The sequence below is a fragment of the Leptolyngbya sp. 'hensonii' genome (genome assembly GCF_001939115.1).
Lineage (GTDB): Bacteria > Cyanobacteriota > Cyanobacteriia.
The window spans coordinates 20230-32737 of sequence record NZ_MQTZ01000053.1 but is presented as its reverse complement, the minus strand read 5'-3'; the positions used below and the strand labels follow the sequence as shown (position 1 = coordinate 32737).

The window sequence follows — 12508 nt, the reverse complement described above, 5'->3', positions numbered from 1 at the left end:
TAACTGATTTTCAGTATTCTCCCAATTGCTGATCCCAAGTTTTTCTTTAATTAAGCAGGCTAAGCGTTGATCTGGCTGGTTTCAGGGGCATATTAACTATGGATAGGATAGTTGGGAATGGGTGCCTTTCTTAGACTTAGCTTTCTACGTGCTTATCAGGGTGGTGTATTATGTCGGACTCCTCCAGGGAACAGGAGCTTCAGCAACGCTCCTTGCCCCGATCGGCACGTTTATTGAACTGTTTAAACATTCGTTGCAAAATTCTGTCAGGCTATGGTTTGGTTCTCACGATTGCCTGTAGTGGGATTGCCTGGGGAGGGGCGGTGGGCGATCACTATACCCAGCAGGCAAAGCAACAGTTGATAGCAGTGGCGGCAATTCAGGAAGACTTGAGCGATCTGCAAAAGTCGCTCCTGCGGACCCATGTTCACCTCCATGAACTGGAAGAAGCGATGGCGGTGGGATCGGTCAGTCCCCAGGAGTGGGAGACTCTGCTCCGACATCTTGCCACAACTCGCGAGATTTATCTGCAACTGCAGTCCAATGCTTTGGGGGCAACGTCTGTCCCGACCTTAAATCCCCTGCTGCAAAAATATGGGCAGACCCTGAAGACCCATACTTTGCAAGTGCAGCAGATGGCAAAGGAGACGGCTCCTGGGAAGCCAGCACAGCGATCACCGCTGCCTGCTAGTACCCATGGGGATGCGGCCCGATCTGCCGATGCCTTGAATCAGTTGGTCGATGACCTGGATGGTTTTGTTGCCTTTATGCGGCAGCAAGAAGCTCAGGCAGTTTCAGCCCAGAATCGGGCCATGGCCTTGCAGGCTCAGTTGACCTGGCTCAGTATGGGCTTGTCTCTGGCGATCGCCTTGATGCTGGGGATTCTGATTAGTCGCACGATCGCCCAACCACTGCAGGTAGCTACCCAGGTAGCGGAACGGGTGCAGCAGGAGCGCAACTTTAATCTTGAAGTCCCAGTGACCACCCGGGATGAGGTGGGTCATCTGGCTGGCACCATGAATCACTTGATCCAGGAAGTGAGCCAACTCTTACATCAGAGAACCCAAGTTGAAATGGTGCTGCAACGAGCCAAGCAGGATGCCGACATGGCCAACAAAGCGAAGAGTGAGTTTCTGGCCAACATGAGCCATGAACTCCGGACACCCCTGAATGGGATTCTGGGGTATGTCCAGATTCTGCAGCAGGACCAGGCACTGACCGATCGGCAACGGGACGGAATTCATGTCATCCAGCAATGTTCCTATCACCTCCTGAATTTGATTGCTGATATTCTCGATCTGTCTAAAATTGAGGCCCAGCGGATGGAGCTCCAGACCCAGGATTTCTATTTGCCTGGGTTTCTGCAGGGAGTGGTTGAGATGTGTGCCATTCGGGCGGAACAGAAGGGAATTACCTTTACCTATCAACCTCTGGCCCTACCCACAGCGGTTCATGGGGATGAGCGACGGTTGCGACAGGTGCTGCTGAATCTGTTGGGGAACGCGATCAAGTTTACGGAAACGGGAGGGGTTACGTTTAAGGTGGAAGCGTCAAGGGTCAGTCACCATCCCATTTACAATCTGCGGTTTCAAATTTCCGATACGGGGGTGGGGATGAGTGCTGACCAGATTGAAACCATCTTTTTACCCTTCGAACAGGTGGGAAACCATCCCTGGAAAGTGGAAGGAACGGGGCTGGGATTGGCCATCAGTCAAAAGATGGTGCAGCTCATGGGAAGCACGATTCATCTGGAAAGTGACCTGGGCCAGGGCAGTACCTTCTGGATGGAATTACAACTGCCAACTGCATCGGAATGGCTGGACGATAGCCTGATGCAACCTCCCCAGAACATTGTGGGTTATGAGGGCGATCGCCGCAAAATTCTGATTGTCGATGACAAATGGGAGAATCGCTCGGTGCTGGTGAAGCTGCTGGGAGATCTTGGGTTTGATCTGGCCGAAGCTACTCAGGGAGAAGAAGCCCTGGATAGGGCAGCCCATTTCCGGCCTGATCTGATCATTACTGATCTGGTGATGCCCGTGATGGATGGGTTTGAGTTATTACGACGACTCCGCCGATCGCCCCAACTTCAGGACATTATTGTGATCATGACCTCGGCCAGTGCCTTTGGAGAAGACCTCCAGCAGGCGCTGGAGGCAGGAGGTAATGACTTCTTGACCAAGCCACTGCGATTTGAAGAAGTGCTGCAAAAGCTGGAAGCCCATCTCAAAGTGGCCTGGATCTATGAGGAAACAGTGGCGGATATCTGTTTGGCTCAGTTGGCTGAAAATGGGTTGGTTGCTGTCAGGCCGGAGGATGCCCCGATCGATCCACCTTTGATTCTGCCCTCACCGGATGTGATCGACCGACTCTATGATTTGGCTATGCAGGGCAATCTCCGAGAGATTTCACAACAGTTAGACCAGCTCGTTGCTCTTGATCCCATCTTCTTGCCCTTTGCCCGGATTCTGCAACGGTTGGCGATGGAGTTTCAAGTCAAAAAGGTTCAGGCATTTATTGCATCCCATCGAGGCATAGAACCATGACGGATGCAGGAATTCAAGGCAGTCGGATCCTAATTGTGGATGATAGCCCGAATAACCTTAAAGTTCTCTGTGATGTTCTGGAGCAGACAGGATGGGAAATTCGAGTGGCGACAGATGGTGAAAGTGCGTTGCAACAGGTGGCTTATAGTCAACCAGATCTGATTCTGCTGGATGTGATGATGCCAGGCATGGATGGCCTGGAAACCTGTAGAAGACTGAAGGCAGACCCTGCGTTACAGAAAATTCCGGTGATGTTCATAACCGCTCTGGCTGATGTGAGGGATAAGGCGGAGGGGTATAGCCTGGGGGCGGTGGACTATATTACCAAACCCTTTGACCGAAACGACATCCTGGCTCGAATTCAAACCCAACTCAAAATTGCTCACCTGAACCGCCAGATTCAGGCTCAAAATGCCGAATTGCAGCAACTGCAGCAGGATCTGGAGCAACGAGTTCTCGATCGCACCGCCCAACTTGCCACCACCCTTCAAGAGCTGCAGCAGCGCCAGATGAGCCTGCTGGATGCGGAAAAGCTGTTTGCGATGGGAGCCTTGGTTGCGGGTCTTGCTTATGAAATGGATATGTCCCTGGGGGCTATCACTACGAATCTGGACCATACCTCTAACTACATACGACCGTTAATTGCTCTGTTGCGCCTCTATCAAACCTGTTACCCCAATCCCGATCGTCAGATCAGCCAGAAACAAGCAGATATGAATCTCAGTGACCTGATTATGGATTTGCCCCGAGTGGTGGCTACCATGACCCGCAGCAGCGAACGCCTGACGAAATTGGTGCGATCGATCCGGCAGTTTTCTCAACCAGCGAGTAACCTGGCCCAACCTGTTGATTTGCATGAGGGGCTAGACGGGGTGTTGCTACTCCTGGCTCACCGGCTGAAGGGGAAGCCTCCCTATCCCTCGATTCAGGTGGTGAAGGAGTATGGTTCCCTGCCCCCGATCGTCTGCTATGGCGATGCCATCAACCAGGTTTTTCTGAATCTGCTGGTCAATGCCCTGGATGCTCTGGAGGATGCCTGGGATCAGGGATACTGGGCCGACTCTCCTCTCCGATCGGGGGGCAGGGAGGGGGAGCGAAAGTCTGGACCGACCCTGACGATTCAAACCCAAATTCGGGGCAACCATGTCCTGGTGAGTATTGCTAACAACGGTCCTGGGATGTCTGCTGAGGCCAGAGCCAATCTGTTTCAACCGATGTTTACAACGAAGCCGATCGGGAAAGGAACAGGATTGGGCCTATCGCTCAGTCGTCGAATTGTGGAGGAGAAGCAGGGTGGTGTCCTCAGATGTCTCTCAGACCCCGATCAGGGTACAGAATTTCAGATCGAGTTGCCGTTACAACCTGCGGTTTGATGCGCCTGTTCCAAAATATAAGGAGATTGCAACTGTTTGCTGCAGGTCAGACGTTCAAGCCCCAAAGGGGGACATAGATCTGGTGTAGCCCGTTTTGTCTCTGAATCTCAGTTAAGACTCTTCAGATGATAGGAAAAATCCATGAGCCAGCCAAATCTGGAAGCGGGAAAAATTCTGATTGTGGACGATCATCTGAATAATTTAAAAGTATTGTCGAATGCCCTGACCCATCCCGGTTGGGAAATTTTGGTGGCGGTGGATGGCCCGAGTGCCCTGGCTCAGGTGAATTATAACCAGCCGGATATTGTGTTGCTGGATGTGATCATGCCGATCATGGATGGGTTTGAAACCTGCCGTCGGCTTAAAGCCAACCCGATCACCCGTGATATTCCCGTCATTTTTATGACGTCCCTGATGGATGAATCCAAGAAGCTGGAAGGGTTTGAGATCGGAGCTGTCGATTATATTGTGAAACCCTTTACCCAGGCAGAGGTGCTGGCCCGTGTCAGAACCCATTTAAGGCTGGGCAATCTCACCCGCCAGATGGAAGCTCAGAACCGGCAGCTACAGCAGGTGACCGAACATCTGGAGCAACAGGTGATTGAACGGACCTTTGAGCTATCGACCACATTAGCCAGCTTGCAGGCAGTTCAGACTCAGCTCCAATATGATGCCCTGCATGATGCGCTGACGGGATTGCAAAACCGGGCCTGGTTAATGCAGCAGTTGCAGGGCCTGATCGATCGAAATACCGCGCAGCAAAACAGTCTGTTTGCCATCCTGTTCATTGACCTGGATCACTTTAAGGTCGTGAATGATAGCCTGGGGCATTTGGTGGGGGACGAATTACTACGGGGAGTGGCGCAGCGTCTTCGGAATATCGGTTACCCGGGGACCGTGACGCGGTTTGGGGGAGATGAGTTTGTGATTCTGATGGAAACCATTTCTGGTATTGAGCAGGTCACTAGTCTGGCTGGTCAGATTCAGGAAGGGCTCACCCTGCCGTTTCAGTTGGGATACCACAGTGTCTGTGTCGGAGTCAGTATTGGCATTGCCCTGGGCGTGCCCGAATACCAGGATCCCGCAGATGTACTGCGGGATGCCGATACAGCCCTCTATCAAGCTAAAAAGCAGGGGCGAGGGGGATACATGGTCTTTAATGCGGCAATTCGCACCCAGACGATGGCTCGCATGCAGATGGAGAATGATCTGCGCCAAGCGATCGCAACGCTGCAAACCAGGACCTCTCAGTTATCGGGATTCTGTCTGCATTATCAGCCGATCGTCTCCCTCATGCGGGGTGAGATTGCTGGATTTGAAGCCCTGTTACGCTGGTCTCATCCTTCTGGCGAGTTGATTTTGCCCGGTCAATTCATTCCGATTGCGGAAGAAACAGGATTAATTCATCCCCTGGGCCGTTGGGTGATTGGTGAAGCCTGTCGGCAGATGCAAGTCTGGCAAAAGCAATTTCCCCAGGCCGCCCATTGGATCGTGAATGTCAACATTTCCCCTGTACAGCTCAAGCAAATCAGCTTGATTCCGTATATTTCTGATACGTTACAGCAAACGGGTCTGGCAAAAAGCCGTCTGAAACTGGAGTTGACTGAGAGTTGTTTACTAGACAAGGCTACCCATGAAATTACCGTCTTGAATCAGCTCAAAGACCTGGGTATTCGGCTTTGTATTGATGATTTTGGTACAGGGTACTCTTCCTTCAGCCGATTGCACGAACTGCCGATCGACACGCTGAAAATTGATCGTTCCTTTGTGAATCGCATTGGTTCAGAGGCAGATAGTACGGAAATTATCCGAACGATTATGGCTCTGGCCCATAGCCTTAGTATGGATGTGGTAGCCGAAGGAATTGAAGTTCCCTTGCAGCAACGCCAACTGGAAGCCCTGCATTGTGAGTTTGGGCAGGGCTATCTCCTGTTTAAGCCGCTGGATGTAGAGACGATGACCCGCTTACTCCATAGCCTGCCCCGGCCAGTTCGGGAATGACCAGCAGGCAAGCTGGTACTGATCGCCATTTTCGATCGCCAGAGCTGCCACATACCCTGGATCAGGTTGTAATAGATGAAGCCTCCATTGGTTTGCAGGTTGCCACTCGGCCTCCCGCCAGAGCCAGACGACTGGAGTCCCTTGCTCCAGGCCCCGAATTTCCATGTTTCCCAGACCCACCAGCCCTTCCCCGATCGCCTTCAGGTAAGCCTCCCGGCAGGCCCAAACCTGTAAGAATCGGTCTGTTTGTTGGTCTGGTGGCAGGGCCGCAATCGCCCCATATTCCCGATCGGAAAAAAAGCGCCGTGCTAGTCTGGCCAATGCTCGGATCAGACGCCTGTGCTCCCCATCCACACCCACCCGTATCTGATAGGCAAAGGCATACAGAACCAAATCCTGGCTATGGGAAAGATTGAACTGCAGATTGACAGGAGAGTCCGCCAGGGAAGGCTTACCCCGATCGCCATAAGAGAACCGAATGCGCTCAGGCAGTTCCCCTAAATATTGCCCCAGCAGCGATCGCAGCATCCCCCGACTGGCAATAAACCGGCAGCGCAACTCCGGACGGCCTAATCCCTGCGATCGATCCCACTCCTCCGGAGACAGGGTCCGTGCCAGTTCTGCCAAACAATCCTCTGGCAACTGCAATCCAGCCCTCCAGACATGGACCTCCCCCTCCCTTAACACCAGCCTCTCCGGCGGATCCATCCAGTCATTCAACGACCCTATTCCCCCTCTCCGCCTGCCGCGCCTCTGCGGGTTATCCCTGGGCTACCCCATTCCAGATCACCCAGCCATCCATCAGTAGCAACAACACCGTCATCCCCAGCAAGATCAGATACATCCAGGGTTGGGAGAGCGGATAAACATCGGTCATTTCAATCCCTGTTCGAGCCTGAACGATCGCGCCCATGCGGGCAAAACCCACCACCCGCATGGGCAGCAAATAAGCCTGACCAGCCCGATCCAGGAAGTAGTAAACCAACCCCCCTTGTCCTGTGGATCGGGGCTTCAGGGCTGTAATCTCTGTCCAGGGCAATTCCCAGCCCCGGCGGAAGAACGACGGCACCCACAGAGGATAAACCACTCGAATGCCAGACTCATCCAGAACCACCCGTTCCGCCAGGGCTCCATAAAGAGCGATCGCGCCCCCACCCATACCCAACCAGAGCAGCTCAGGGGGCACAGGAGCAACGGTTACCCTGGCCAAAAACGGGAGCGGCAGGGTCAGGGCTCCATACAAGCTCAGGAGGGTCAACCGGATCAGGGGTGAAATTGGAAAGGTTGCCGGTTCAGATTGTCTGGGATCTGACAGTTCTGCAGTCATACGTTACATCATCAAGGTAAATACTTCTGAACAACAACCCACCCCGTCCACGAAACCCAGGCGAATCCCACAAACAAGCAGAGATTGATCCCCCGATGCAACGATCGAGCCCAGGACGCGCCAATGCTGATCTGGGCAGCACTCCAGACAGAGGCCAGCACCAACCCAACAACGATCGTCCCGGCTAGCAGGTGAAAAGAATGACCCAGCGTGCCGTAATGGCCGATCGTGCCCACAATGCCGATGGCCAGGAGTAGGAGGACGAGACCAACCATCACCCCACCCGTCCAATAGTGGAATGGGCGCAGCCAGTCAGGCCGCTGCCTGTCAGTCATGCGTGCGAAAAGCAGCACCGTGCCGCTGCCTGCCAGAATCAGATAGGCCAGGATAGAGAAGCCCATAGACCAGGCTGCAATTTTCCAGAGCCAGAGAAAAGAAGGCAGATCCAATCTGGTTGACCTCCAGACACAACTAAGCATGGGAAAATCCTTCCCATGCTTAGTCTAAATCCAGGCAGTTTTAAAATGGGCCTGTTAAGAATGATTTGTTCAAGTGTCTATTGCTAAAGCAATCCACAAAAAGCGCTGTTTTTAAATGATTGAGAGACTTGAATCCAAAACCACTTGCTACTCGATCGTAGAGGTCAGGGCGGGAGGGGGTGCCGTGACAGATAGGTTTGGCCCTTCGTTCTCTTCTTCGATACTTTGCTGGTTAGCTGGATCGATGGAGGGGTAGCCTGCGTCTTCTACCATTAGCCGATCGCAAGGAATTCGATCGGACAGAATGGCACTGGCCATCATTCCCGTATGGATTTCCAGTTGGGCTTCGGGTAAGGTTTCGAAGAGGAGTTGTTGCCCCGGAAAAACAACCCGTTCAAAATACCAGTTGGGAATATTACTGATCCGAACCACCTGAATCTTGCTGGTGGCATTCACATAGCTGCAAACAATCCGATCTGAGTTGTCCGAGGGGACGGGATCAAGGAGCTGGGGCATGGTAAAGGAAGACCTTTAACGAGTAGTTCGACTTAAGGCTAGCACTCGACGATCCCAGCTTGCTGTAAATGGGACTACCAACTGGTTTGTCAACCGTAATTTATGCTTAGTAAAATTAACAGATTTTTGTTTTTTCTTCAAATACTCAGGTCGATTTTACTGGTATAGCAATGATCCTAAGGATCGAAAATTAAATAAAGTAGGGGTTTGGGGGCGAAGCCCCCAAGCAGGGGCAACGCCCCTGCACCCCAATGATTCACTTTATTTAATCCGTGATCCTAAGGTTAATTTTGTTCTGAGCCAGAATTGGGTTTAATACTATTTATCTCTCGCAATGCCAGATCGGCGATTAACCAGATGCCTGATTCGGAGCGAGATAAATTCTTGATTTTCTTTAAAGCAACAATAGCGATATCTAAATGTTTTTGAGAACTTTCCATGCGTAGGATAAGAGTATCTAGTATAAATATACTGATGATCCGGTGACAGCTTATCGTAAACGATTCCTTCTAAACAAGCATGCAAGTGGGCTGGCACGACGAACGATGAGATCTGGTTTTTTAGAGGATGGTTGCAAAGCCTTGATCCTGGTTTCCAGAATCTCTTCAAACCTCCTCCTGGAGATGGTTACTGATTTAAGCGCAGACTTTGAGAATTCGAGAGCAGCCAGAAGTCAATGACTGGGGCTATCGACCAGGCGGGCAGGGGACTGGGGCAGCATGAGATTGCCCAACAATTCAACAATATAGATAGAAAGCTTTGCCCCCAGACATCTGTCTTTGGATAGAAAGTTTTTGACAAAAACGCATGAATTTTATGTAATCCCTGCATGGATAATGTAAATTGCTGAACTATTTGAAATGTCCCCAACGAATCACTTCCTGCCGCGTCTTTCCTTGAAATCAGTCTGGCAAAATCGCAAACAATATTATCTGGATCAGCAAGGGCTGGCCTTACCCAGTATCAGTACGATTCTCAATGCCACGAAACCAGCGGAGGATTGGGAAAGGCTGATGAATTGGAAACAGCGGGTGGGTGCGGTAGAGGCTAGCCGGATTGCGGCGACGGCAAGTCGGCGGGGAACAGGGACCCATCGCCAGATTGAGCGTTATCTGGCTGGAGAAGCGATCGACTGTCCAGATGGCGTCAAACCTTACTGGGAAAGTATCCAGCCAGTTTTGCAGGAGATTGATGCGGTCCGCCTGCTGGAGAGTCCGGTGCTGCACTATGATGTGGGCTACGCCGGTCAGGTGGATTGTGTGGCCAGCTATCAGGGGACTCCCTGTATCTGTGAGTGGAAAACTGCCGATCGGCCCAAGGAGTCCTGGGAGGGACTCTATGACTATCCCCTCCAGGTTGTTGCCTACTGTGGCGCGGTAAATCACTCCTATCAGAACTATGGGTTGCAGGTGAACCATGGGTTGCTGGTCATTGCGCTTCCGGACCAGGCTGCTGAGATCTTCTGGTTTGAACCCGATACGATCCGAAAATACTGGCAGCAGTGGCACCAGAGAGTTCTGACCTATCAACGGCGACAGGCCCGATCGCCAAAGTCCTATCTGTGAAGACTCGTTGTTGGTAACCCCCATCAATCTCTAAAACATCCATGAAGAAATCCGGATGGGGCGCAACAACATGAGATGTTAAATAATCCAGATGGACTCTCACCCCTACCCTATGGACCGCTTTACTGTCGAAGTCATTTCCCAAACTCCCAAGCCGCAGCAGGTGATCTATGCGGCTATGCACCAGGACTATGCTGAAGGCTTTGTTTGGGACGATCGCGATCACTGGCCTGATGACACTAAAGCAGGGGAGATTATTGTCAAAAACCTGCTGGCAGGGAATCGGGGCCACTACGGTCCTCTGGAGCATCCCCAGATTGTCCTCAACTGTGGCTGGTTTCCCCACTCCACCATGCAGCAGATTCGAACTCACCGGGTCGGCGTCAGTTTCGATGTCCAGAGTTTTCGTTACACCGGACAGCGAATTATTGATGTCGTTGAAGGCAAACGCGATGTAGAGGAAGTTTTCTATCTGCGGCCTTTGGGCTCCTACTCCGATCGCCAGGGCACCCATTACACCTATACGCCGGAGCAGCGGCAAGAGGATGTTGCCTGGTGTCTCTCGGCCTGTCAACGCTATGCAGAGCGCATTCGGCAGGGACTTTCAGAGGAGCATGCGCGGGGGGTGATTCCGTTTGATGTCCGGCAGCACTGGGTGCTGTCTGCTAATGTCCGATCGCTCCTGCATTTACTCGACCTGCGCTGGAAAGCAGATGCACAATTGGAAGCCCAGAAATTATGTGAGCTGATTTGGCCCCACTTTCAGCAATGGGTTCCGGACATCGCTGCCTGGTATGAAACCAATCGTTTAAAGAAGGCTCGTCTAGCTCCTTAAGCCAGAAATTATTTCATCCCTAAGATAGATGTTCGTAGATCGGAGGGAACCTTGATTTCTGGTAGGGAGTCAACCTGAGAAACTTACGGGATCACCGTTCTCTGTGTTCCCAGTGGCTTGACGGTTCCTCTCCCTACAACAATTAACATTTGACAATGAAAGACTATCCCAAAGCTATTTCTGGACGCAGGACAACTCGTTTCTGGCAGCGGGCGTCCCTGATTGCTGCAACTGCTACTCTCCTCTATGGTGGATCTGTGATTCCACCTACGATCGCCCACAATTCCCCCCTCTCTGTGGCTCAGATTCAGCAGGGCTGGGAGACAGTCCTGCAAGTGGCTCGTCTGCTGGATGCGAATCAGCAAGTGAGCGATTTGGTCCTCCAGTTGGATGTGCTGAATAAACCCTCGACCTCCTATGCCAATGTGGTGTATCAGGTCTTTGCGAAGAAGAATGAACAATGGGTGCAGGTTTATAACACGACGGGAGCCCGCCTCATTCCCGATCGCACTGGGCGGTTGATCCTACCCCCGGAAGTGATTTCAATCAGTAAGATTCGGGAAGTTTTAGGCCAGGATGTAGATATTTCTTCCATTGAGTTTAAATCGGTGGCCTTGCTCCGCTACGATGCCCGGGGAGGCCAGCGGGACCAGATCGTTCAATTTGAGCGGGTTCAATCCTATTCCACGATTGCCCAGGCTTATAGCACCCAGATCGTGTCCCAGACTGTGACGACCACGACGACCACGACGACCCAATCTGGGAGTACCTCTGGTTACAGTACCGCCTGCAGGTCAGGCTATGTGGCAACTTCCGCTCAACCTGATCCCCATCGAGGTCACTTCACTCTGGCGATTTTACAAAAGAAGGTGACCTTGCCTGGGGTGATTGCGCGGGTTTCCCTGATGGCCAAACGTCCGGACAGCTACCTGAAGGAACACTTTGTGGGGGACTTCCGCTACCAGATCAACCAGCGAGCTCAGTTCATTCGGGGCTTGAACGAGGGCGATCGGGTGATTGTGCGTCTGTTCAGTCTGGACAAGGAGCTGATCGGATACACCGAGTTTGAACTCCTGGAGGATAATGCGATCGTCAACCTGATCTTGCCAGACAAACCCAAGCGGCACCGCACCATTCGGACGGTGTATGGTCTGGATAGTAATGGTGATGGCAGGATCGATCGCGGAAAAACAGCCTTCAATTATTTCACGAAGGTGAAGGGCTCGAAACTGTCCAAGAGCCGGGTGACGTTCCTGAAAGACATGCGTGATGTGGATCAGGGGCTATACCAGTTGCCAGAGATGCCTAACATGAATCGCCCCGTCTATAGTTGCTCCTTCCTGCAGGGAGACTACTTGTTGGTGGACCGATCGTTCCGCTGCTTCAGACCTGGACTGGCTCCTGCTCTGGTGGGCCTTCCTGGTCAGGTGGTACAAATCACCAATATCAGTACTACAACCACCTCCATCTATGAAGTCAGTCGCCAGATTGTCACCTATCGTGAAGTGGGATTGACCCAGGGGAATATCACCCGTGGTGATTATGACAATGATGATGACGACGATGACGACGATGACGACGATGATGACGATCGGGGTGATCGGGACGATCGGCGTCGGCGTAACTGTAACCAGGGTCGGGGCAATGGTTCTGAAGGTTGCGATCCAGGGAAGTCTCGTCCCCGTGGCGGCAGCAATGATGGGGACTAACTGAAGTAGGCTCCTAGGTTCAAATATCAGGTCAAGGGGTGCAGGTTTTCTGTGCCCCTTTTGTCGTTGGCATATGTTCAACCAGCTCTCAGTATTGAGGGAATTAGTGAGTATGAATTTTGACAGAAAAACATCAGAATGTCAGGGCATACAATTA

The 12508-nt window shown here is 52.1% G+C and carries 11 protein-coding genes; 6 read left to right on the top strand and 5 right to left on the bottom strand.

From position 1 onward, the window contains the following. Positions 1 to 170: 170 nt before the first annotated feature. The 3 genes from BST81_RS22850 to BST81_RS22840 all read left to right on the top strand — a co-directional run bounded on the left by BST81_RS22850 (position 171) and on the right by BST81_RS22840 (position 5920). Entirely contained in the window at positions 171 to 2546 is a 2376-nt protein-coding gene (locus BST81_RS22850) for a response regulator (protein WP_075600831.1), read from the top strand. Continuing rightward, a complete protein-coding gene (locus tag BST81_RS22845) occupies positions 2543 to 3919 on the top strand; it encodes a response regulator (protein ID WP_075600830.1) in 1377 nt (458 codons plus the stop codon). Before BST81_RS22850 ends, BST81_RS22845 begins: the two co-directional genes overlap by 4 nt. A gap of 141 nt (positions 3920 to 4060) precedes the next feature. Continuing rightward, a complete protein-coding gene (locus BST81_RS22840) occupies positions 4061 to 5920 on the top strand; it encodes an EAL domain-containing response regulator (protein ID WP_075600829.1) in 1860 nt (619 codons plus the stop codon). Here BST81_RS22840 and BST81_RS22835 read toward each other — a convergent pair. The 5 genes from BST81_RS22835 to BST81_RS28250 form a co-directional block, all read right to left on the bottom strand. Continuing rightward, complete coding sequence (locus tag BST81_RS22835) at positions 5885 to 6568, bottom strand: 4'-phosphopantetheinyl transferase superfamily protein (RefSeq protein WP_171974834.1); 684 nt, start codon at positions 6566 to 6568, stop codon at positions 5885 to 5887. The two genes, BST81_RS22840 and BST81_RS22835, sit on opposite strands and share 36 nt — an antisense overlap. Positions 6569 to 6680: 112 nt before the next feature. Continuing rightward, the gene (locus BST81_RS22830) at positions 6681 to 7247 is read right to left on the bottom strand and encodes a hypothetical protein (RefSeq protein WP_075600827.1); all 567 of its coding nucleotides are present in this window, start codon (positions 7245 to 7247) and stop codon (positions 6681 to 6683) included. An 11-nt stretch (positions 7248 to 7258) separates the two neighbouring features. Further along, positions 7259 to 7696 carry a DUF4079 domain-containing protein gene (locus BST81_RS22825; RefSeq protein WP_075600826.1) on the bottom strand — a complete coding sequence of 146 codons (438 nt, stop codon included), beginning with the start codon at positions 7694 to 7696 and terminating at the stop codon, positions 7259 to 7261. Between the two features lie 177 nt (positions 7697 to 7873). Then, positions 7874 to 8242: a DUF1830 domain-containing protein gene (locus BST81_RS22820; RefSeq protein WP_075600825.1), complete on the bottom strand. Its 369-nt coding sequence runs from the start codon at positions 8240 to 8242 to the stop codon at positions 7874 to 7876. 284 nt (positions 8243 to 8526) lie between these two features. Beyond that, positions 8527 to 8682, bottom strand: a complete 156-nt coding sequence (locus BST81_RS28250; protein ID WP_171974833.1) for a hypothetical protein — start codon at positions 8680 to 8682, stop codon at positions 8527 to 8529. 420 nt (positions 8683 to 9102) lie between these two features. Here BST81_RS28250 and BST81_RS22815 point away from each other — a divergent pair, with 420 nt between their 5' ends. The 3 genes from BST81_RS22815 (at position 9103) to BST81_RS22805 (ending at position 12351) form a co-directional block, all read left to right on the top strand. Continuing rightward, positions 9103 to 9807, top strand: coding sequence for a PD-(D/E)XK nuclease family protein (locus BST81_RS22815; RefSeq protein WP_075600824.1), 705 nt, complete (start codon positions 9103 to 9105; stop codon positions 9805 to 9807). A gap of 112 nt (positions 9808 to 9919) precedes the next feature. Continuing rightward, positions 9920 to 10642, top strand: a complete 723-nt coding sequence (gene thyX, locus BST81_RS22810; protein WP_075600884.1) for an FAD-dependent thymidylate synthase — start codon at positions 9920 to 9922, stop codon at positions 10640 to 10642. 155 nt (positions 10643 to 10797) lie between these two features. Beyond that, positions 10798 to 12351 (top strand): hypothetical protein, encoded by a 1554-nt coding sequence (locus tag BST81_RS22805; protein ID WP_075600823.1) that lies wholly within the window; start codon positions 10798 to 10800, stop codon positions 12349 to 12351. Positions 12352 to 12508: the final 157 nt, after the last annotated feature.